The 19,360-nt window shown below is 59.1% G+C and carries 21 protein-coding genes and 1 pseudogene; 11 read left to right on the top strand and 11 right to left on the bottom strand.

All coding sequences use genetic code 11. The features are described 5' to 3' along the window. Positions 1-66: 66 nt before the first annotated feature. Positions 67-744 (top strand): TetR/AcrR family transcriptional regulator, encoded by a 678-nt coding sequence (locus SOP95_RS22090; protein ID WP_274074501.1) that lies wholly within the window; start codon positions 67-69, stop codon positions 742-744. A gap of 49 nt (positions 745-793) precedes the next feature. Here the strand turns inward: SOP95_RS22090 and SOP95_RS22085 are convergent, their stop codons facing one another. The 3 genes from SOP95_RS22085 to SOP95_RS22075 form a co-directional block, all read right to left on the bottom strand. Continuing rightward, positions 794-1,648: a shikimate dehydrogenase gene (locus SOP95_RS22085; protein ID WP_274074502.1), complete on the bottom strand. Its 855-nt coding sequence runs from the start codon at positions 1,646-1,648 to the stop codon at positions 794-796. A 5-nt stretch (positions 1,649-1,653) separates the two neighbouring features. Then, positions 1,654-2,094 (bottom strand): type II 3-dehydroquinate dehydratase, encoded by a 441-nt coding sequence (aroQ, locus tag SOP95_RS22080; protein WP_274074503.1) that lies wholly within the window; start codon positions 2,092-2,094, stop codon positions 1,654-1,656. Between the two features lie 137 nt (positions 2,095-2,231). Further along, a complete protein-coding gene (locus SOP95_RS22075) occupies positions 2,232-3,143 on the bottom strand; it encodes a LysR family transcriptional regulator (RefSeq protein WP_274074504.1) in 912 nt (303 codons plus the stop codon). 270 nt (positions 3,144-3,413) lie between these two features. Between SOP95_RS22075 and SOP95_RS22070 the strand changes: the two genes are divergently transcribed. Both SOP95_RS22070 and SOP95_RS22065 read left to right on the top strand, forming a co-directional pair. Then, entirely contained in the window at positions 3,414-3,842 is a 429-nt protein-coding gene (locus SOP95_RS22070) for a DUF4160 domain-containing protein (protein WP_323608312.1), read from the top strand. Continuing rightward, complete coding sequence (locus tag SOP95_RS22065) at positions 3,839-4,285, top strand: DUF2442 domain-containing protein (RefSeq protein WP_274074505.1); 447 nt, start codon at positions 3,839-3,841, stop codon at positions 4,283-4,285. Before SOP95_RS22070 ends, SOP95_RS22065 begins: the two co-directional genes overlap by 4 nt. A 54-nt stretch (positions 4,286-4,339) precedes the next feature. Here SOP95_RS22065 and trmA read toward each other — a convergent pair whose 3' ends face one another. Further along, positions 4,340-5,419 (bottom strand): tRNA (uridine(54)-C5)-methyltransferase TrmA, encoded by a 1,080-nt coding sequence (gene trmA / locus SOP95_RS22060; RefSeq protein WP_274074506.1) that lies wholly within the window; start codon positions 5,417-5,419, stop codon positions 4,340-4,342. Continuing rightward, the gene (locus SOP95_RS22055; protein WP_274074507.1) at positions 5,416-6,711 is read right to left on the bottom strand and encodes an NCS2 family permease; all 1,296 of its coding nucleotides are present in this window, start codon (positions 6,709-6,711) and stop codon (positions 5,416-5,418) included. The genes trmA and SOP95_RS22055 overlap by 4 nt, the downstream gene beginning before the upstream one ends. A gap of 220 nt (positions 6,712-6,931) precedes the next feature. Here SOP95_RS22055 and SOP95_RS22050 point away from each other — a divergent pair, with 220 nt between their 5' ends. Together SOP95_RS22050 and SOP95_RS22045 are read left to right on the top strand one after the other, a co-directional pair. Next, positions 6,932-7,381, top strand: a complete 450-nt coding sequence (locus SOP95_RS22050) for a DUF4879 domain-containing protein (RefSeq protein ID WP_323608341.1) — start codon at positions 6,932-6,934, stop codon at positions 7,379-7,381. Positions 7,382-7,449: 68 nt separating this feature from the next. Beyond that, positions 7,450-8,001 carry a DJ-1 family glyoxalase III gene (locus SOP95_RS22045; RefSeq protein ID WP_323608311.1) on the top strand — a complete coding sequence of 184 codons (552 nt, stop codon included), beginning with the start codon at positions 7,450-7,452 and terminating at the stop codon, positions 7,999-8,001. Between the two features lie 6 nt (positions 8,002-8,007). On the opposite strand, the gene SOP95_RS22040 is transcribed toward SOP95_RS22045, so the two are convergent. Both SOP95_RS22040 and SOP95_RS22035 read right to left on the bottom strand, forming a co-directional pair. Beyond that, positions 8,008-8,295: a HigA family addiction module antitoxin gene (locus tag SOP95_RS22040; RefSeq protein ID WP_323608310.1), complete on the bottom strand. Its 288-nt coding sequence runs from the start codon at positions 8,293-8,295 to the stop codon at positions 8,008-8,010. Between the two features lie 97 nt (positions 8,296-8,392). Beyond that, positions 8,393-9,631: an MFS transporter gene (locus tag SOP95_RS22035; protein WP_323608309.1), complete on the bottom strand. Its 1,239-nt coding sequence runs from the start codon at positions 9,629-9,631 to the stop codon at positions 8,393-8,395. 400 nt (positions 9,632-10,031) lie between these two features. Here SOP95_RS22035 and SOP95_RS22030 point away from each other — a divergent pair, with 400 nt between their 5' ends. The 3 genes from SOP95_RS22030 to SOP95_RS22020 are packed head-to-tail and all read left to right on the top strand — an operon-like array spanning position 10,032 to position 12,707. Then, a complete protein-coding gene (locus tag SOP95_RS22030; protein ID WP_274074511.1) occupies positions 10,032-11,468 on the top strand; it encodes a cytochrome ubiquinol oxidase subunit I in 1,437 nt (478 codons plus the stop codon). A gap of 3 nt (positions 11,469-11,471) precedes the next feature. Beyond that, the gene (gene cydB / locus SOP95_RS22025; RefSeq protein WP_274074512.1) at positions 11,472-12,479 is read left to right on the top strand and encodes a cytochrome d ubiquinol oxidase subunit II; all 1,008 of its coding nucleotides are present in this window, start codon (positions 11,472-11,474) and stop codon (positions 12,477-12,479) included. 60 nt (positions 12,480-12,539) lie between these two features. Next, positions 12,540-12,707 carry a DUF2474 domain-containing protein gene (locus tag SOP95_RS22020; protein WP_323608308.1) on the top strand — a complete coding sequence of 56 codons (168 nt, stop codon included), beginning with the start codon at positions 12,540-12,542 and terminating at the stop codon, positions 12,705-12,707. Positions 12,708-12,756: 49 nt separating this feature from the next. Here the strand turns inward: SOP95_RS22020 and SOP95_RS22015 are convergent, their stop codons facing one another. Both SOP95_RS22015 and SOP95_RS22010 read right to left on the bottom strand, forming a co-directional pair. After that, positions 12,757-13,881, bottom strand: coding sequence for a methyltransferase (locus SOP95_RS22015; RefSeq protein ID WP_323608307.1), 1,125 nt, complete (start codon positions 13,879-13,881; stop codon positions 12,757-12,759). A 165-nt stretch (positions 13,882-14,046) separates the two neighbouring features. Beyond that, a pseudogene (locus SOP95_RS22010) lies at positions 14,047-14,777 on the bottom strand (helix-turn-helix transcriptional regulator). A 326-nt stretch (positions 14,778-15,103) separates the two neighbouring features. Here SOP95_RS22010 and SOP95_RS22005 point away from each other — a divergent pair. Then, a complete protein-coding gene (locus SOP95_RS22005) occupies positions 15,104-15,880 on the top strand; it encodes a ferredoxin--NADP reductase (protein WP_274074516.1) in 777 nt (258 codons plus the stop codon). A gap of 30 nt (positions 15,881-15,910) precedes the next feature. Here the strand turns inward: SOP95_RS22005 and mscL are convergent, their stop codons facing one another. After that, positions 15,911-16,324, bottom strand: coding sequence for a large-conductance mechanosensitive channel protein MscL (mscL, locus tag SOP95_RS22000; protein WP_274074517.1), 414 nt, complete (start codon positions 16,322-16,324; stop codon positions 15,911-15,913). A gap of 618 nt (positions 16,325-16,942) precedes the next feature. Between mscL and radA the strand changes: the two genes are divergently transcribed. Then, complete coding sequence (gene radA / locus SOP95_RS21995; RefSeq protein ID WP_274074518.1) at positions 16,943-18,310, top strand: DNA repair protein RadA; 1,368 nt, start codon at positions 16,943-16,945, stop codon at positions 18,308-18,310. Between the two features lie 122 nt (positions 18,311-18,432). On the opposite strand, the gene SOP95_RS21990 is transcribed toward radA, so the two are convergent. After that, positions 18,433-18,801: a PilZ domain-containing protein gene (locus SOP95_RS21990; RefSeq protein WP_323608306.1), complete on the bottom strand. Its 369-nt coding sequence runs from the start codon at positions 18,799-18,801 to the stop codon at positions 18,433-18,435. A gap of 160 nt (positions 18,802-18,961) precedes the next feature. Here SOP95_RS21990 and SOP95_RS21985 point away from each other — a divergent pair. Next, positions 18,962-19,360: carbon starvation CstA family protein (locus SOP95_RS21985; RefSeq protein ID WP_323608305.1), on the top strand; the 399-nt coding region annotated here is incomplete at its 3' end.

Raw genomic sequence — 19,360 nt, 5'->3', positions numbered from 1 at the left:
GGCTTCCTTCACTGTGCGGCGCGGCTCATAATCGCCAGCCTGTGCAGTGATGGCCGTGAGCCCGCAATGACAATGACTTCAGAACTCTCCGCAGCACCCGATCAACCGGTTGCCGAACCGCGCAAGAGTCGCAAGAACAATCCGGAAAAAACCCGCGAGAACATTCTGCAGGAGGCGATTGTCGAGTTCGTTCAGCAAGGGCTTTCCGGGGCTCGAGTCGATGCCATCGCCGAGCGCATCCACACGTCCAAGCGCATGATCTATTACTACTTCGGCAGTAAGGAACAGCTCTACGTCGAGGTGCTGGAGAAGCTCTACGGCGATATCCGCAATACCGAAAACCGGCTGCACCTGGCGGAACTGCCGCCCGTCGAGGCGATTCGGCGGCTGGTGGAGTTCACCTTCGATCACCATGACCGCAACGTCGATTTCGTGCGCATCGTCAGCATCGAGAACATTCACAACGCCGAATACGTGAAACGCTCCGATGCAATCAAGGCCATGAATAACACCATCCTTGATTCACTGGGCGAGATCCTGCGTCGCGGTGCCGAGCAAGGGCTGTTCCGCACAGGGCTTGATCCGTTGGATGTGCATTTGCTGATCAGTTCGTTCTGCTTCTATCGCGTGTCGAACCGCCACACTTTCGGCGAGATCTTTCAGATCGACTTGCCGGACGAGAGCATCAAGCAGCGTCATCGGGAGATGATTTGCGAGTCGGTCCTGCGATATCTGCAGGCCTGAAAAGATCGCAGCCTTGTAGGAGCTGCCGAAGGCTGCGATCTTTTGATCTTTAACCATTCATGCTCTGAAAATGCGCCAGCATCCGCTGCGCATCCGGCACCACGCCGCTGAACAATTCGAATGCCTTTACCGCCTGGAACACCGCCATGTTGCCGCCATCCAGCGTTCGGCAGCCCAGGGCGCGGGCATTACGCAGCAGTTCGGTTTCCAGCGGGAAATAGACAATCTCCGCCACCCACAACTCAGCCCGAAGCAACTCGACCGGCACCGGCATGCCTGGCAGTTTTTTCATGCCCATGGGCGTGGTGTTGACCAGGCCATCAGCCTCGGCCAGGGTCAATGCCAGGTCATGACCGGCCACCGCGCGGTTACTGCCGAAATGCTGATTGAGGTTGTCCGCCAGGCTCTGTGCGCGGCTGATTTCCACATCGAAAATGCTCAGTTGTTGTACGCCTTCGCTCAACAACGCGTGGGCCACTGCCGCACCAGCGCCGCCGGCGCCCATTTGTACGACGCGCTCAACGGCAACGCCTTGCAAGCCACGCCGAAAACCTTCGGCAAACCCCAGGCAATCGGTGTTATGGCCGATGCGTTTGCCGTCTTTCAACACCACGGTGTTCACCGCGCCAATGCCACGGGCTTCTGGCGACAGTTCGTCGAGCAGCGGGATGATCGCCTGCTTGCACGGAAAGGTGATGTTCAGGCCGGTGAAGTTCATGCGTTCGGCAGCCAGCAGCAGCTCGGGCAGGGCGTTGCTGTCGAGTTGCAGTTGATCGAGGTCGATCAGGCGATACAGATAACGCAAATCCTGGGCATCGCCTTCATGCTCGTGCAGGGCAGGGGTGCGGGAAGCCTGGATGCCGGCGCCGATCAGGCCTGCCAGTACGGTTTGATTCTTGCTCATCACGCTCACCCCTTCAGACGTTGGCTGAAATGCTCCAGTGCCAGGCGATAGCCATGGCTGCCAAAACCGGCCATTACCGCCGTAGCAATGCCCGAGACGAAGGAGTGGTGCCGAAATTGCTCACGAGCATGCACGTTGGACAGGTGCACTTCGATCACCGGCAGTTCGCTGGCGACCAGCGCATCGCGGATCGCCACCGAAGTGTGCGTCCAGGCGGCCGGGTTGATCACTATCCCGGCACAACGGCCGCGGGCGGCATGAATCCAGTCGAGCAGTTCGCCTTCGTGGTTGGTCTGGCGAAACTCCACCGCCAGGTCGAACTCTTCGGCGGCTCGGCCACACATGGCGGAAATATCAGCCAGGGTTTCGTGGCCGTAAGTCGCCGGTTCACGGGTACCAAGCAGGTTCAGATTCGGGCCGTTGAGCACCAGAATGATAGGGGACATCAAGGTTTCTCCACTTATTATTTTTGGCGTTGGCCAAGGTCTCGGCCTGTGGAGATAAAATGTACCAGATGGTTAATTTGGTCAATTGGACCGCCCGCATACGGTCCTTTTGTGTGCGGTGATCGGACGGTTTCGTTTCAGCGTGGCAACTGCTCCACCAGGAAGTCGATGAACGCGCGCAACCGCAGGGGCATATGACGACTTTGCGGGTAGAGCAGGGTAAACGGCCGCGAACGCCCCCCATAAGGTTTGAGCACTTCTACCAGCGAGCCATTGGCCAGTTCCTTCTCGACGATAAATCGATAGGTCTGGAACAACCCCGCACCATGTTTCGCCAGGGTCACGCCACCCAATACATCGTCGGAACAACTGAAGTTGCCCTCGGCGAGAATTTCGCGCTGTATGCCACCGTCATTGAACAACCAGGCAATGCGCCGGCCGCTGCTGGGCAGTTCGTATTGAATGCACTCGTGCTGTTGCAGGTCGTCGAGGGTTTGCGGCGTGCCGGCCCGCTTGAGGTATTCGGGGCTGGCAATCATCACCAGCGCGGCATCTTCAAGCTGCCGGGCGATCAGGCCGGAGTCCGGAATAGCGCGCACACGGATCGCCATGTCATAACCTTCGCCGACGAAATCGATGTTGCGATTACTGATGTGCGACTCGACCTTCACCGCCGGAAAGCGCGCGCGAAAGGCCGGCAGCAACGGCAGGATGCGGTGGTGGGCATAAGTGGTCGGGATGCTGATGCGCAAGGTTCCTGAAGGTACCTGTTGCTGGCCCATGACCTCGCGCTGGGCTTCGACCAGTTGCGCCAATGCCTGGCGGCATTCTTCGTAGTAGCGCCGACCGCTGTCGGTCAGCTTGACGCTGCGGGTGGTGCGTGCAAACAACCGCACGCCAAGGCGTTCTTCCATACGCGACACCGAACGGCTCACCGCGGCCGGTGTGACGCCCGCCACCAGTGCGGCGGCAGTGAAGCTGCCTGCTTCGGCAGCCAGGCAAAAAAGCTCGATGCTGCCCAGTTGAAGATCGTCGAATTGTCGCTGCATGATTGATTGCACCGGGGATCAAATGAACGCATTAAATCAGTATTTCAGGGAGATGCAGGACCTTCAAAAGACAGCCGTCCCAGCGACGGCTTTTTTTGTGGGGTGCGTGAAAGCAATGCTTACGATTTTGCCGGGGCCTCCATCGGCCCAGGGCGCCGCTGAACGCTAGTCTCAGAGGCGTATTGACGATTGAGTGTTCGAGGCGCCGGTCGTCAGTTTTCCCCAGGAATGTCGAATCTTTCGACTCATTAACCTAACGGATGGGTTAGCATGAAGATATGCAGCTACAAAGGGCTCTCGGTGGTGATCATGTTGCGTGATGAACATTGTCCTCCTCACGCACATGTGGAGGCAGGCGCGTGGAGTGCGCGATTCAGATTCAGCTTTTGGCACAACGGTGTCGAACTCTGGGATGTGGTTCCACTCTCGCGCAGGCCACCGATTGCGGTACTTGAGGGGTTGCGCCAATCGCTCAAGCTGCCTGCCCATTTGCTGCGTGCTCGTCGCATCTGGTGGCGAAAACTGCAAACGGCCTGCCTTGATAATCAATTGTGGGATTGGCAAACCGGAGAGGTCGTTGTGGTGAAGAGGATTGTCAGTACCACCAACATGATTGGTTCGGCTTTGTATGAGCCGCAAACGAACAGGACGCGGTTATCCCTGATAGGTGCACAGGAATGTGTGGAGATCGAGTTATGAAAACGGTAAAAGCCAAGGTCCAGGTAGATCGGCCGGTGACAGAGGCCCGCCTTGATCGAGCGATTGAACGAGGCAAGTCTCGCCAAAGCAGCGGGCTGCAGGCGACGTCGGTCACCTTTCAGGCTCCGTGTCTGGCGGTCAGCTTCGAAGATGGCAGCGGGGTGTTGCTGCCAGTTGGAAACTACCCTGAGTTCGATGGATTCGAGATCGAGGATTTTGCTGGTTTCGAGGTGGGTTTTACCGGCACCGCGCTCTGCCACGAAGGCAAGGACCTGCAGATCTCTATCGCCGGAATGATCTCGGCCAGCGAGCCATTGATGGCGATGGCGGCTTCGGTGATTGCTTCGCGCAACGGTCGGCAGAGCAGCGCCGCCAAGGCCGAGGCGGCGAGGGCCAATGGCAGGAAAGGTGGACGTCCACGCAAAGTCGACGTCGTGGTTTGAACGCCCACAAAAAAGCCGTCGAGATGACGGCTGATTTGTTTGTGGCCACAGCAATCACCGCCGGGTCAACAACACCCCGGATTCCATGTGATGCGTCCATGGGAACTGGTCGAACATCGCGCATCGGGTGATGCGGTGGGTGTCGTGCAACTGGGCGATGTTGTCCGCCAGGGTTTGCGGGTTGCAGGAAATGTAGAGGATGTTGTCGAAGCGTCGGGTCAACTCGCAGGTGTCCGGATCCATGCCGGCGCGAGGCGGGTCGACGAAGACGCTGCCGAACTCGTAGCTTTTCAGGTCGATGCCCTGCAGGCGGCGGAACGGGCGCACTTCGTTCAAGGCTTCGGTCAGCTCTTCGGCGGACAAACGCACCAGCGTGACGTTATCCACAGCGTTTTCGCTGAGGTTACTCAACGCCGCGTTGACCGAGGTCTTGCTGATTTCGGTGGCCAGCACCTTGCGCACTCGGGTCGCGAGCGGCAGGGTGAAGTTGCCGTTGCCGCAGTACAACTCCAGCAAATCGTCAGGGCGATCGCCGAGGGCGTCGTACGCCCAGTTGAGCATCTTCTGGTTCACGGTGCCGTTGGGCTGGGTGAACGCGCCTTCCGGTTGGCGGTAGCTGAAGGTGCGGCCGCCGACCTCCAGCTGCTCGACCACGTAATCGTGACCGATGACTTCGCGCTTGCCCTTGGAGCGGCCGATGATGCTGACGTTCAGGTCCGCCGCCAGTTTGCTCGCGGCTGCATGCCAATGCTCGTCCAGCGGGCGGTGATAACACAGGGTGATCATCGCATCGCCGGCCAGGGTCGTCAGAAACTCCACCTGGAACAGCTTGTGACTCAAAGGCGCACTGGCTTGCCAGGCGGCCTTGAGCTGCGGCATCAATTGATTGATGCGCTGGCTGGCGATCGGGAACTCTTCGATCAGGATCGGCGTGCGTTTGTCTTCCTGGGAAAACATTGCGTAGTGGCGCTCGCCGGCTTCGCGCCACAGGCGGAATTCGGCACGCAGGCGGAAGTTCTGCAGCGGCGAGTCGAAGACCACAGGCTCGGGCGCGTCGAATGGGGCCAGCAGGTCACGCAGGCGTGTGACCTTTTCTTCGAGCTGGACGGTGTAGGCCTGGGAATCAAAAGTCATGCGTTGAACCAACCGAGCTTGATCACGAACAGAATCGACAGGATCACCAGCGCCGGGTTCAGCTCACGGCCACGACCGGACATCAGTTTGATGGCGGTCCAGGCAATGAAACCGAAGGCGATGCCATTGGCGATGGAATAAGTGAATGGCATGGCCAGCGCGGTAATGACGACCGGCGCGGCGACGGTGATGTCGTCCCAGTCTATTTCGGCCAGGCCGGATGTCATCAGCACGGCGACGAACAGCAGCGCTGGGGCCGTGGCGAACGCGGGAACGCTGGCGGCCAGTGGCGAAAAGAACAGCGCCAGCAGGAACAGCATCGCCACGACGACAGCGGTCAGGCCGGTGCGGCCGCCCGCACTCACGCCTGCAGCGGATTCGATGTAGCTGGTCGTGGTCGAGGTGCCCAGCAGGGAACCGGCCATTGCGGCGGTACTGTCGGCGATCAGTGCGCGGCCCATTTTCGGCATGTGGCCGTCCTTGCCCATCAGCCCGGCGCGCTTGGCGACGCCGATCAGGGTGCCGGAGTTGTCGAACAGGTCGACGAACAGGAAGGCGAAGATCACGCTGACCAGACCGATGTCCAGTGCGCCCTTGATGTCCAGTTGCAGGAAGGTCGGGGCCAGCGACGGCGGCATCGACATGACGCCGCCGAACGGGGTGAAGCCCATGACGATGGAAGCGATGGTCACCACCAGGATACCGATCAGCACTGCACCCCGCACGGCGAGGGCTTCGAGGGCGACGATCAGGGCAAAACCCAGGGTGGCGAGGATGGGTGCCGGTTGCTTGAGGTCACCGAGGCCGACCATGGTCGCCGGGTTGCTCACCACGATACCGGCGTTGTGCAGGGCGATCAGCGCCAGGAACAGGCCGATACCGGCCGCAATCGCCGAACGCAGCGGCAGCGGAATACTGTTGATGATCCATTCCCGGATACGGAAGATCGACAACAGGAAGAAGCACACCGCCGAGATGAACACCGCCCCCAGCGCCACTTGCCAGGTATGCCCCATGTGCAGGACCACAGTGTAGGTGAAGAAGGCGTTCAGGCCCATGCCCGGCGCGAGCGCGATCGGGTAGTTGGCGATCAGGCCCATGACTGTGGAGCCGATGGCGGCTGCCAGACAGGTGGCGACGAACACCGCACCCTTGTCCATGCCGGTCTCGCCGAGGATGCTCGGGTTGACGAACAGAATGTAGGCCATGGCCAAGAAAGTCGTGACGCCCGCCAGAATCTCGGTCCGCACGTTGGTGTTGTGTGCCTTGAGTTGAAACAGCCTTTCCAGCATGTCTGCTCCCCGTGGCGCGCCCGGCGCCGTGAATGTATCGACCTCAACAGCAAAGCACAGACCGCTGAACGCGCCTGGGAAAATACTGTGGGCCGGAAAAAGCCGCGCATCATACCAGCAGCGTGGGGTTATGGCTGCTTATGGCGGTGATCGTCGTCGATGTTTTGTGTTCAGTCCAAACCCGCCATACTGCGCGCTGGTTTTTTTGGGTGGCAATTGGATGAAAAAGCATCTGACGATCATGTCCGCTGTCTTGATGCTGCTGGCGCTGGCGGCACAATCCGCCTCGGCGGCATCGGCACCGCCGTTGACCCAGGTAAAGGTGCTCAAGGTCGAATCGCCGGGCTGTGGTTTCGAGACGATTGACGAAGGGCAGACACAGACCCGCTGCAACCACGCGGGGCCCAACATCAGGATCTATGTGCTGGAAGTGGGCTACGGTCGCAGCCAGCCCCATGCCGCGCTCGATGGCTTCGAAGTGGACGGCACCCGCACGCCGGTTTGCGCTTATGACAACGGCAACCTGACCGACTGCTCGCAAAGGACCAGGATCGTCGGCAACCTTTACATTTTCAATCTGGCAGGTAAGCAGGAAGGTACGTTCATCTTCAGCAATACCTCGATCAACGCGCCGGGCAACACGCTGTCGACCCAGCTTTACATCAAGTAACGACGGCGGCCCGAACAGGCGTCAGGAAAGCTGACTACGCTTTAAGAATTCTCCTGTGGATTGTTCCCATGACCTTTCGAGCCTTGATTACCCTCGCCGAGGGCGCCGATGACCTGCAGACCGTGACCTTGATCGATGTATTGCGCCGCGCAAAAGTCGAGGTAGTGGTTGCCAGCATCGAGGGACGGCGCATGCTCACCTGTGCCCGAGGTACGCGCTTGACCTGCGATGCGATGCTGGTGGATCTGCTGGCCCAGCCGTTCGATCTGATCGTCCTGCCTGGCGGTGCCACAGGGACGCAACATCTGAGCGCCCATCAGCCCCTGCAGCAACTGATCAAGGACCAGGCCGCGGCGGGGCGCCTGTTCGCCGGCATTGCCGAAGCACCCGCAACGGCCCTGCAAACCTTCGGCGTGCTGCGCCAGCGGCGCATGACGTGCCTGCCCTCGGCCAGCCATCAACTGTCGGGCTGCAACTTCGTCGATCAACCGGTGGTGGTCGACGGCAATTGCATCACCGCCCAAGGGTCGGGTGGCGCTTTGGAATTTGCCCTGACCCTGGTGGAACAGTTGTGTGGCAAAGCCACGCGGGTGGCAGTGGCGGGGGAGTTGATGATTTAGACGGCGTCATGCGTGAGCGGCGATGGGTTTGATGGGCGGTTGCTCACGCTGCTCTGCTTGCCATAGGTCATAGTCGGTCTGGACCCCTAGCCACATGCGAGCCTTGCCGATTCCAGCGCGCTCCAGGCGTACGGCCAGATCCGGACTGACTGGTGCATGTCCATGCAGTACCCGCGACAGGTGAGGACGCGCAAACCCAAGATGCCGGGCAAGTTCCGCGACGCTGATGCCCAACTCGGGCAATACATCCGTCAATAGTGTTTCACCAGGGTGCGGCGGGTTGTGCGTGGGCATGTTCTGCCTCCCGTGGGGAATGTGTAAGGCGATACCTTACACTCTATGCGTTAATTACGTATTGCACCTGGTCGGCAAAATTGTGATGGCAACAGCCTCAGGCCTTTAGCTCTTCCACCGGCACATGCATCCGGTCGCGGTTGGCCAGGGTCGGGAAGAGCTTGATCCAGGTCCCTGTCACCACCAGCGTGCCGATACCGCCCATGACGACTGCTGGCACGGTGCCGAACCAGTGGGCGGTCAGGCCGGATTCGAATTCGCCCAATTGGTTCGAAGCGCCAATGAACAGCCCGTTCACGGCGCTCACCCGGCCGCGCATTTCGTCCGGGGTTTCCAGTTGCACGAACGAGGCGCGGATCACCATGCTGATCATGTCGGCCGCGCCGAGGACCACCAGCACGGCCAGCGAGAACCAGAACGAAGTCGACAAGCCAAAGGCGATCGTCGCGACGCCGAACACCCCCACAGCGGTGAACATCACCCGTCCGACATTGCGTTCCACGGCAAACCGCGCCAGGAACAGCGACATCAGCAGCGCGCCCACCGCCGGTGCCGAACGCAGCAGGCCCAGGCCCCACGGGCCCGTCAACAGAATGTCCTTGGCGAACACCGGCAGCAATGCCGTCGCACCCCCCAGCAGGACAGCGAACAGGTCAAGGGAGATTGCCCCGAGAATGTCCGGGCGACTGCGGATGAAACGGATGCCCGCCAGGAGTGAATCCAGAGTGGCCTTGCCCTTGTTCAGAGGCGTTTGTCGGGCGGGCAGGTTGAGCATCAGTGCGCAGGCGATGATGTACAGGATCACCGTCGGGCCATACACCCAGACGCTGCCGAAGGCGTAGAGCAAGCCACCGAGTGCCGGGGCGACGATGGTCGCCGATTGCTGGGCCGACTGCGCGGCGGCCACGGCCCGGGGAAACAGTGCGCTGGGCACGATGCTCGGCAGCAAGGCTTGGGTGGTCGGCATTTCGAAGGAGCGCGCGGCGCCGAGCAGGAATGCAAGGATGAAGATCATTTCCCGAGTGACATGGTCGGTCGCGCTGCCGATGGCCAGCGACAGGGCGATCAGGGCTTGCAGCGACTGGCAGATGGCCGCGACCTTGCGTCGGTCGTAGCGATCGGCAACGTGCCCGGTGTGCAGCATGAACAGCACGCGCGGCGCGAACTCCACGAGGCCGACCAGGCCCAGGTCGAGCACGTTGCCGGTCAGTTGGTAGAGGTTCCAGCCAATGGCCACGGTGAGCATCTGAAAACCGCTGGCGGTGAAAACCCGGGCCAGCCAGAAGGCGATGAAAGGACGATGGTGACGTAACAGCAAGGGCTCTTGGCTGGGCATTTGAAGGCAAGTCTGGGGAGGGAAAGGTCGAGATTATCACCAACCTGTAACAGGAAGTTGCGGCGCGGGAAAATTTCGTTAGCCAAGCATCGATTCCGCTGACTTCTGGTCCACTGCCTTCCATTGATTCATTTCAACCTGTGACTGAAGCCGTGAGGCAACTTGTCACGCGGCAAAAGACCACGCGGGTCATCCCCGTAAATGGGACTACTCTTTCATCGTTGATTGATCCAGATCAAAACCGACAAAAGGAATTGATCCGGTGGCCGAATGGCCAGACTCCCTGCGTTGTGATGCGTACAAAAAAAGAACAAACAGAGATTCGCCACACTCCATATCCGTGGGGGCCGTGGGTGCAGGCTTCGAGCCCGCAGCCGTACTACCTGACAGAGGAAGACTTATGTTCGGTTTAGAGGCACTTGATCTCGCCCGAATTCAGTTCGCGTTCACTATCTCGTTCCACATCCTGTTTCCAGCCATCACCATCGGCCTGGCGAGTTACCTGGCGGTGCTCGAAGGCTTGTGGCTGAAAACCAATAACGACACCTACCGGGACCTCTACCATTTCTGGTCGAAGATCTTTGCCGTCAATTTCGGTATGGGTGTGGTCTCCGGACTGGTCATGGCCTATCAGTTCGGCACCAACTGGAGCCGCTTCTCGGACTTCGCCGGCGCGGTGACCGGTCCGTTGCTGACCTATGAAGTGCTCACGGCATTCTTCCTCGAAGCCGGTTTCCTCGGCGTCATGCTGTTCGGCTGGAACAAGGTCGGACGCGGCCTGCACTTCTTCTCCACGGTCATGGTCGCCATTGGCACGCTGATCTCGACCTTCTGGATTCTCGCCTCCAACAGCTGGATGCAAACGCCCCAGGGGTTTGAAATCATCAACGGCCAGGTGATTCCCACCGACTGGCTGGCGGTGATCTTCAACCCGTCCTTTCCGTACCGCTTGATGCACATGGCGACGGCGGCGTTTGTCGCCACGGCGTTCTTCGTGGGCTCCTCTGCGGCCTGGCATCTGCTGCGCGGCAAGGACAACCCGGCGATCCGCACCATGTTGTCGATGGCGATGTGGATGGCCTTGATCGTCGCACCGATCCAGGCGGTCATCGGCGACTTCCATGGCCTCAATACGCTGGAGCATCAACCGGCCAAGATCGCCGCGATCGAGGGCCACTGGGAAAACAAGGGCGACGAGGCGACTCCGTTGATCCTGTTCGGCTGGCCGGACATGAAGGAAGAAAAGACCAAGTTCGCCGTCGAGATTCCGTACCTGGGCAGCCTGATCCTGACCCACTCGCTGGATAAACAGGTGCCGGCGCTCAAGGAATTTCCACCCGAGGATCGGCCGAATTCGACCATTGTGTTCTGGTCGTTCCGGATCATGGTCGGCCTTGGCTTGCTGATGATCTTCACCGGTCTGTGGAGCCTGTGGCTGCGCAAGCGCGACAAGCTGTACACCTCGCGGCCTTTCCTCTACCTGGCGTTGTGGATGGGGCCGTCCGGGTTGATTGCGATCCTCGCCGGGTGGTTCACCACTGAAATCGGTCGCCAGCCGTGGGTGGTCTACGGCCTGATGCGCACGGCGGATGCGTCCTCCAACCATAGTTTCATGCAGATGAGCATCACCTTGATCCTGTTCGTGGTGGTGTATTTCGCGCTGTTCGGTGCAGGTCTCGGCTACATGATGCGCTTGGTGCGCAAAGGGCCGAAGATCGACGAAGGCAAGGAAACCAACGAAGGCGGTCCCGGCCAGAAACGTACGCCGGCGCGTCCGTTGTCCGCAGCGGACGATGAACACGCCGATCACGACCACACCGTGACCAAGGAGATTTGAATCATGGGTATTGATCTTCCGCTGATCTGGGCCGTGATCATCATCTTCGGCATCATGATGTACGTGGTCATGGACGGTTTCGACCTCGGTATCGGCATTCTCTTTCCGTTCATTCCCGGCAAGAGCGACCGCGATGTGATGATGAACACCGTCGCCCCGGTCTGGGACGGCAACGAAACCTGGCTGGTGCTGGGCGGTGCGGCGTTGTTCGGGGCTTTCCCGCTGGCCTATTCGGTCGTGCTCTCGGCCTTGTATCTACCGCTGATCTTCATGCTGATCGGGCTGATCTTCCGCGGCGTGGCGTTCGAATTCCGCTTCAAGGCCAAGGACGACAAGCGCCATTTGTGGGACAAGGCATTCATCGGCGGTTCGATCGCCGCAACGTTCTTCCAGGGCGTAGCGCTGGGGGCGTTCATCGATGGCCTGCCGGTGGTCGATCGGCAGTTTGCCGGCGGCTCGCTGGATTGGCTGACCCCCTTCACCCTGTTCTGCGGCGCCGCGCTGGTGGTGGCCTATGCTTTACTCGGTTGCACCTGGCTGATCATGAAGACCGAAGGCAAGTTGCAGGAACAGATGCACGATCTGGCGCGCCCCTTGGCGTTCGTCTTGTTGGCGGTGATAGGTGTCGTCAGCATCTGGACTCCTCTGGCCCACGCCGAGATTGCAGCGCGCTGGTTCACCTTGCCGAACCTGTTCTGGTTCCTGCCGGTGCCGATCCTGGTGCTAGTGACCCTCTACGGATTGATCCGCGCGGTGGCGCGCAATGCGCACTACACGCCATTCCTGTTGACGCTGGTATTGATCTTCCTCGGTTATAGCGGGCTGGGAATCAGCCTGTGGCCGAACATCGTGCCGCCGTCGATCTCGATCTGGGACGCCGCCGCACCGCCGCAAAGCCAAGGCTTCATGCTGGTGGGCACGCTGTTCATCATCCCGTTCATCCTGGGGTATACCTTCTGGAGCTACTACGTGTTCCGCGGCAAGGTCACTCACGAGGATGGTTATCACTAGGCCCCTGCTCGCGATGGCGTCAGCACAGGCGCCATCCGACCTTTATTGGAGAAATGTGCCATGCCCGGCAAACATTCCCTGCACGACATCGAGCAAGCCGAAAAAAAACCGCTGTGGCAGCGGCTCGGCTGGTTGGCCTTGATCTGGGCGGGCAGCGTCGGCGCGCTGTTCATTGTCGCCAGCCTGATGCGCATGTTCATGAACGCCGCAGGCCTGACGACTCACTGACAGATCCATGGCGTAAAAAACCCTCCAGCTGGAGGGTTTTTTCTGCGTGTTACTTGCGCGCCTTGAGGATCACGAATTTCGGGGTGGCCGCCACTTGCTCGACCCCGCGGAACAAGCGCGCCAACTTGCTGTGATAGCCCAGATGGCGGTTGCCGACGATGTACAGCGCTCCGCCCACCACCAGCGCCTCACGGGCTTGCTGGAACATCCGCCAGGCGAGGAAGTCACCCACCACCTGTTGTTGGTGAAACGGTGGATTGCACAGCACCACATCCAGCGACTGGGGCTCCTGCCCGGCCAGGCCATCGCCCGCCCGCACGATCACCTCCCGCTCACCCAGCGTGGCGCGCCAGTTTTCGGCGGCCGATTGCACCGCCATGAAGGATTCATCGACCAGCGTGTAGCGGGCTTCGGGGTTTTGCAGGGCACTGGCGATGGCCAGCACGCCGTTACCGCAACCGAGATCGGCGACCCTTGCGCTGCCGAGGTTCTTCGGCAGGTACGGCAAGAAGGCACGCGTGCCGATGTCCAGGCCTTCACGGCAGAACACGTTGGCGTGATTGAGCAACTCGATCGCCGGATCATCCAGTCGATAACGGCTCGGGTAAGGGGACTCGACGGCGGCTTTGGCTTGAGCCGTGGCGATCAACAGCCGGGCTTTTTTTACCGCCAACGAGGCCTGCACCGGGCCAATATAGCGCTCCAGCAGATCGCCGGCCGCACGCGGCAGATGCTTGAGCATTGCTCCGGCAATCACCTGGGCGCCGGGCGACAGTTGGCCTTGCAGGCGGATCAGTTGTTCTTCCAGTAATGCCAGTGTCTTCGGCACCCGGATCAGCACCCGGTCGAACGGTCCCATAAAGGGTTCACTGGCCGGTACGTGGGGCACGGCGTCAAACGCCTGGCCGTTACGGACCAGATTCTTTTCCAGCCCCTGCAAGGCCAGGAACGAATCGCCGCTGCTGGTCACATTGACCCTGCCTGCCAGGCTGACGGCCAATGCGCCAAAACTGTCGTTCAGCACCAGTACCCGCGAATTCGCCGCGGGCTGCTGCTCGGCCAGGTGATTGAGCAGGTACTCGTCTGCGGCGTCAAAGGCTTGCAGCGGTTCGTTCTGCTGTTCGGGCTGGCGGATCAGGTCGAGCTGGGCGAACGGGGTTTCGAGCAAGGGCATCGGGCAGGAGGCTCTGATAGATAAACGAGGATGTTCCGCGGCCCTGAGGCGTTGTTGCGGGCGGGACCGTCCGAGTGAACTGCGGCATGCTTTTTTACACGTCAACACTCGAGAGGGATGCAAATGGTACGATTTTTTCTTTTGGATTACCCGCAGGTTTTGTGATCAGCGCAGCGCGCCGCTGCCGAAATAGCCCGCCTTGACTGCGGCAATGACGGCCGAAATCTTGTTATTGACCCCCAGTTTCTCAATCGCACTCTGCACATGGAAATTGACGGTGCGTGCACTGAGATTGAGAATCCTGGCACTCTCGTAGGCCGTCTTGCCATCGGCTGCGAGTTTCAGCACGTCGATTTCCCGAAGCGACAAATTCGTCGCAGCCGATTTTGCCGAATGCTTTGGAAGCGATTGTGCGGCCAGTGCATGCAGATGCTGTCCTATGAAGACGGAAAAGCCGAAATTCTCGTACAGCTCAAACGCACTGATGGGACAATGGCTCCGGGCCAGGCTCAGGATGCTGAACAGGCCGCTTTCGTCGTCATGCAACGATTGCGACCAGCCGTGTTGAATCCTTGAATTCCAAGCGCTTCCCACATCGATGGGACTTTGCAGAAGAGCTCTTCACTCCATAGAACGGGCAACATGGTTTGATTGCAATGAGCCACTACTGGGTCAATTTTACCAAGTTTTTTCTGTTCATACTCGGTGTTCCAGCTTGCAGGATAATTGTTGAGTCTGAGTGTGTTTATTTGCTCCGATCTGGTTTTGTAAGTGACTGAAAATTCAAAAAATTTATATCCGATATTTTTCGCGAAACGCAGCGCTACCTGGTAGGCGGTGTCGATCTCCTTTGCGCCGGCTATCTGGCTGAGTTGTAACTCCTTCCACCTTTCCATCTTTGAGCTCCCGTCTTTTTCGGCTCGGGTGTGTATGGATCCAATGTCCAGTACGCACGGATTGTAGGATGTTTCATACAGGGCGGTGAGAATTTTTTGTTTTGTTTAAATTTTCAAATCAGGTTTATGGTTCTAATGTTATCGAGTTCGAAAGATGTCAGTGTTAATGTAATTGCGCAGGTTTTCTTATTGTTTAACCAAGTGGTTAAATGTGTTTGGGAATAGTCACTCATCAGAAGATGTTTCGCTAAAAACACTACAAATCGCCGGTGTTTATGGGGCCCGCAATGCGAGACACTGCGGTCATGTGTTGAAGGGAGCACCCCATGACCGCCAGTGAAGAGAAATTTACCCGCCAGACCTTGCTCGATGTCCAGCCGTTGACGTCGAACCTGTTCACCCTGCGCACCACGAGGGATGCAGGTTTTCGCTTTCGCGCGGGGCAATTCGCCCGGCTGGGCGTGGTCAAGGCGGACGGCAGTACGGTATGGCGCGCCTATTCCATGGTGTCTTCACCCTACGACGAGTTTCTCGAGTTCTTTTCCATCGTCGTACCCGGCGGCGAATTCACCAGCGAGCTCAGCCGGCTGGGCGTGGGCGATACGCTGCTGGTCGATCGGCAGTCCTATGGTTACCTGACACTCGACCGCTTCGTCGACGGCCGTGATTTGTGGCTGTTATCCACCGGTACAGGTCTGGCACCGTTTCTATCGATCCTGCAGGATTTCGAGGTCTGGGAAAAATTCGAGCGCATCATCCTGGTGTATAGCGTCCGGGAGTCCAGGGAATTGGCTTATCAGGCGCTGATCGCCGGCTTGGCGCAGCGCGACTATTTGCAGGAGTTTGCCCACAAGTTGCAGCTCATCAACACCGTGACTCGCGAGCGGCACCCCGGCGCCCTCAACGGGCGGATCACCACCTTGATTGAAAACGGCGAGCTGGAGCGGGCGGCTGGCGTGGCGCTGACGCCTGAGCATTCACGAGTGATGTTGTGCGGAAACCCGCAGATGATCGATGACACGCGCAAATTGCTCAAGCAGCGCGACATGCACTTGAGCCTCAGCCGGCGACCCGGTCAGGTGGCGGTCGAGAACTTCTGGTAAAAAAACGGCGCCTTGATGGCGCCGTTTGTTTCAAGGTCGGTTGTTCTGGGCCTTGAGCAAGTCGCGAATCTCACCGAGCAACTCTTCTTCCTTGGTCGGAACCGGCGGCAGGGTGGGCGCGACGGCTTCTTCACGCTTGAGGCGGTTGATGGCCTTGACGCCCATGAAGATTGCGAAGGCGACGATGACGAAGTCGATCAGGGTCTGGATGAATTTACCGTACGCCAGCACCACCGCCGGGGCATCGCCCTGGGCGGCCTTGAGCGTAATGGCCAGGTCACTGAAGTCCACCCCGCCGATCAGTAGACCGATAGGGGGCATGATCACATCGCCGACAAACGACGTCACGATCTTGCCGAAAGCAGCGCCGATGATGATACCGACGGCCATGTCGATCACATTGCCTTTGACGGCGAAGGCCTTGAACTCGCTTATCACGCCCATAGGACATTTCCTTGTTACAGATGAGGTTGGTGAACGCAGTGTAAATCAGCAGATCGCATCCTGCTCGAAACGACTGCGTGTGAGGTCTGCCTGCAATCGACTGATTCTGCGGTAAAAAGTTTACCAATTGCGCTTCTCCATGCGCCGGGATCTCCTTGCATCTGCTTCCAGCCGCTGGGCAATCGATGATGGGGGCTTGAGAGAAATCGCTATGGATTGCACGAATGATTTGAATGTTCCGACGCTCACCGGTGAATGGGTGATAAGTCTTCCAGCAGGTTGCACTAGTTATTAGGTCAGGGTGTCAATCTACAATCGGAGTTAGTGGGAGGTAAAATTCAGGCGTCCATATTTGTATGGCTATTTAAGGGGTGTTATACGTGCAGGGAGTTGATAGTTAATATTTGTACAGGTTTTTTCTGTTGCTGTTAGGGTGGCCAGGTAGTTTGGGGGATTTGTGTATAAGTAAATAACTTATATGTTATGAATTTGTAATTGAGGTCTTTCGAACAAGATTGCTATTCACCAGCCGTATTCAATTAAGGTTGTCTGGCATCAATCGCGACGTACCAGGACAGCTGACCTGAGTTATCATCGCGGTTTTTGCCGGGAGTTCCGATGGCCAAGGCCAAGCGCATGTACGGCTGCACCGAGTGTGGCTCAACCTTTCCCAAGTGGGCCGGACAATGTGGCGAGTGCGGCGCCTGGAACACGCTCACCGAAACCATGGTGGAAAGTGGCGGGGCAGCGGCGCCCAGCGGTCGCACCGGCTGGGCCGGCCAGCAGGCGCAAATCAAGACCCTTGCTGAAGTCAGTGTCGAGGAAGTCCCGCGTTTCTCCACGGCTTCCGGTGAGCTCGACCGAGTGCTCGGTGGCGGCCTGGTAGACGGCTCGGTAGTGCTGATCGGCGGCGATCCCGGCATCGGCAAATCCACCATTCTGCTGCAAACCTTGTGCAATCTGGCCAAGAGCATGCCGGCGTTGTATGTCACGGGCGAAGAGTCGCAGCAGCAGGTGGCCATGCGCGCCCGACGCCTGGGGCTGCCTCAGGATCAGCTGCGGGTCATGACCGAAACCTGCATTGAAACCATCATTGCCACCGCCCGGCTGGAAAAGCCCCGGGTCATGGTGATCGACTCGATCCAGACGATTTTCACCGAACAGCTGCAATCGGCGCCGGGTGGCGTGTCCCAGGTTCGCGAAAGCGCGGCGCTGTTGGTGCGCTATGCCAAGCAGAGTGGCACCGCGATTTTCCTTGTGGGGCACGTGACCAAGGAAGGCGCCCTGGCGGGGCCGCGGGTGCTGGAACACATGGTCGACACCGTGCTGTATTTTGAAGGTGAATCCGACGGGCGCCTGCGCCTGTTGCGGGCGGTAAAAAATCGTTTCGGCGCGGTCAACGAACTGGGCGTGTTCGGCATGACCGACAAAGGCCTGAAAGAAGTCTCCAATCCTTCGGCTATTTTTCTGACCCGTGCCCAGGAAGAAGTCCCAGGCAGTGTGGTCATGGCGACATGGGAAGGCACACGGCCGATGCTGGTGGAAGTCCAGGCGCTGGTCGATGACAGTCACCTGGCCAATCCGCGCCGGGTGACCCTGGGCCTGGACCAGAACCGCCTGGCGATGTTGTTGGCGGTCTTGCACCGGCACGGCGGCATTCCCACCCACGACCAGGATGTGTTTCTCAACGTGGTTGGTGGGGTGAAAGTACTGGAAACGGCATCTGACCTGGCCTTGATGGCAGCCGTCATGTCCAGTTTGCGTAATCGGCCGCTGCCCCATGACCTGCTGGTGTTCGGTGAGGTCGGCCTGTCCGGTGAAGTTCGCCCGGTGCCTAGCGGTCAGGAACGCCTGAAGGAAGCGGCCAAGCACGGCTTCAAGCGGGCGATCGTGCCCAAGGGCAATGCACCGAAAGAAGCGCCGCCGGGGTTACAGATCATCGCGGTCACCCGACTGGAGCAGGCGCTCGACGCCCTCTTCGAATAACACCAATCCCCTGTAGCAGCGAGCTTGCTCGCGATGGACGTTAACGATGACGCGCGCTGTCTGAGTGAGCGCGTGATCCGGACGTTTTTCGCGAACAAGCTCGCTCCTGCAGGGGGGGCGATTCAGATTTCGATGAGGGCACCCAGTTCCCGCTCAAGCTCCTGCGGATCCCCCAGATTGAATTCAATCAATCGCCGCAGGCGCTCAATGGACTCCAGGCTGATATGCCTGCACTCGAAGCCGAGCTGCCCGTGGTCTTGATGGGTCAACTGCACATCCATCTCGATATCGACGTCTTCGCTCAGATGGATGTCGACAAAAAAATCTTGCTGCGGATCGCCCAGCCAGGGTTCCGGCCGCTCGATCAGCAAGCCCTTGAGCGACAGGTCGATCAGTTTCACCAGCCAGATGAACGGCCCCTGGCCCAGCTCGGTTCTGGCATCGAACGCAATACGTTTGAAACGGCGACGTTCGGCAGGGAGCTCGCTCATGGCACGATCCTCGGAAATGTACGCTGACTATAGACCGGCATCGCGAAAAGCTGCCAGCGCCGCCAGGTGTCTAGACCAATGTTGGGGTATGGCCTTTGCTGTCAGGCGAGCTAAACTCGATGTTGCTGTCTTTCTTGTCCACTCTGGCTGGAATAATAAAATGAAAAATAATAATAGCCCGCTACGCCACTTACCCTGGCTGCTGCTGGCAATCGTTGGGGCGTGCGCCCTGGGCGTCGTGGCACTTCGCCGAGGTGAAGCGATCAACGCTTTGTGGATCGTGGTCGCTGCCGTGGCCATCTATCTCGTTGCGTATCGTTACTACAGTCTGTTCATCGCTAATAATGTCATGCAACTCGATGCTCGACGGGCTACCCCCGCCGTGCTCAACAATGACGGTCTGGATTATGTCCCGACCAACAAGCATATCCTCTTCGGTCACCACTTCGCGGCCATCGCTGGCGCGGGGCCGCTGGTCGGTCCGGTCCTGGCGGCGCAGATGGGCTATCTGCCCGGTACTTTGTGGCTGATTGCCGGCGTGGTGCTGGCCGGTGCCGTG

The sequence above is a fragment of the Pseudomonas sp. YuFO8 genome (genome assembly GCF_035065025.1).
Lineage (GTDB): Bacteria > Pseudomonadota > Gammaproteobacteria > Pseudomonadales > Pseudomonadaceae > Aquipseudomonas > Aquipseudomonas putida_AE.
Note: the sequence above shows the minus strand (reverse complement) of the source record. Positions and strands in the feature narration are given on the sequence as shown.

Excerpts from the sequence above, each read along its gene's own strand:
- aroQ (WP_274074503.1), bottom strand. The coding sequence starts at position 2,094 with ATGTCCCCTATCATTCTGGTGCTCAACGGCCCGAATCTGAACCTGCTT.
- SOP95_RS22045 (WP_323608311.1), top strand. The coding sequence starts at position 7,450 with ATGACCTTTCGAGCCTTGATTACCCTCGCCGAGGGCGCCGATGACCTG.
- SOP95_RS22005 (WP_274074516.1), top strand. The coding sequence starts at position 15,104 with ATGACCGCCAGTGAAGAGAAATTTACCCGCCAGACCTTGCTCGATGTC.
- SOP95_RS22065 (WP_274074505.1), top strand. The coding sequence starts at position 3,839 with ATGAAAACGGTAAAAGCCAAGGTCCAGGTAGATCGGCCGGTGACAGAG.
- SOP95_RS22075 (WP_274074504.1), bottom strand. The coding sequence starts at position 3,143 with ATGCAGCGACAATTCGACGATCTTCAACTGGGCAGCATCGAGCTTTTT.
- SOP95_RS22050 (WP_323608341.1), top strand. The coding sequence starts at position 6,932 with ATGAAAAAGCATCTGACGATCATGTCCGCTGTCTTGATGCTGCTGGCG.
- radA (WP_274074518.1), top strand. The coding sequence starts at position 16,943 with ATGGCCAAGGCCAAGCGCATGTACGGCTGCACCGAGTGTGGCTCAACC.
- SOP95_RS22090 (WP_274074501.1), top strand. The coding sequence starts at position 67 with ATGACAATGACTTCAGAACTCTCCGCAGCACCCGATCAACCGGTTGCC.
- SOP95_RS22015 (WP_323608307.1), bottom strand. The coding sequence starts at position 13,881 with ATGCCCTTGCTCGAAACCCCGTTCGCCCAGCTCGACCTGATCCGCCAG.
- mscL (WP_274074517.1), bottom strand. The coding sequence starts at position 16,324 with ATGGGCGTGATAAGCGAGTTCAAGGCCTTCGCCGTCAAAGGCAATGTG.
- cydB (WP_274074512.1), top strand. The coding sequence starts at position 11,472 with ATGGGTATTGATCTTCCGCTGATCTGGGCCGTGATCATCATCTTCGGC.
- SOP95_RS22030 (WP_274074511.1), top strand. The coding sequence starts at position 10,032 with ATGTTCGGTTTAGAGGCACTTGATCTCGCCCGAATTCAGTTCGCGTTC.
- SOP95_RS22055 (WP_274074507.1), bottom strand. The coding sequence starts at position 6,711 with ATGCTGGAAAGGCTGTTTCAACTCAAGGCACACAACACCAACGTGCGG.
- SOP95_RS22035 (WP_323608309.1), bottom strand. The coding sequence starts at position 9,631 with ATGCCCAGCCAAGAGCCCTTGCTGTTACGTCACCATCGTCCTTTCATC.
- trmA (WP_274074506.1), bottom strand. The coding sequence starts at position 5,419 with ATGACTTTTGATTCCCAGGCCTACACCGTCCAGCTCGAAGAAAAGGTC.
- SOP95_RS21990 (WP_323608306.1), bottom strand. The coding sequence starts at position 18,801 with ATGAGCGAGCTCCCTGCCGAACGTCGCCGTTTCAAACGTATTGCGTTC.
- SOP95_RS22085 (WP_274074502.1), bottom strand. The coding sequence starts at position 1,648 with ATGAGCAAGAATCAAACCGTACTGGCAGGCCTGATCGGCGCCGGCATC.
- SOP95_RS22070 (WP_323608312.1), top strand. The coding sequence starts at position 3,414 with ATGAAGATATGCAGCTACAAAGGGCTCTCGGTGGTGATCATGTTGCGT.
- SOP95_RS22040 (WP_323608310.1), bottom strand. The coding sequence starts at position 8,295 with ATGCCCACGCACAACCCGCCGCACCCTGGTGAAACACTATTGACGGAT.
- SOP95_RS22020 (WP_323608308.1), top strand. The coding sequence starts at position 12,540 with ATGCCCGGCAAACATTCCCTGCACGACATCGAGCAAGCCGAAAAAAAA.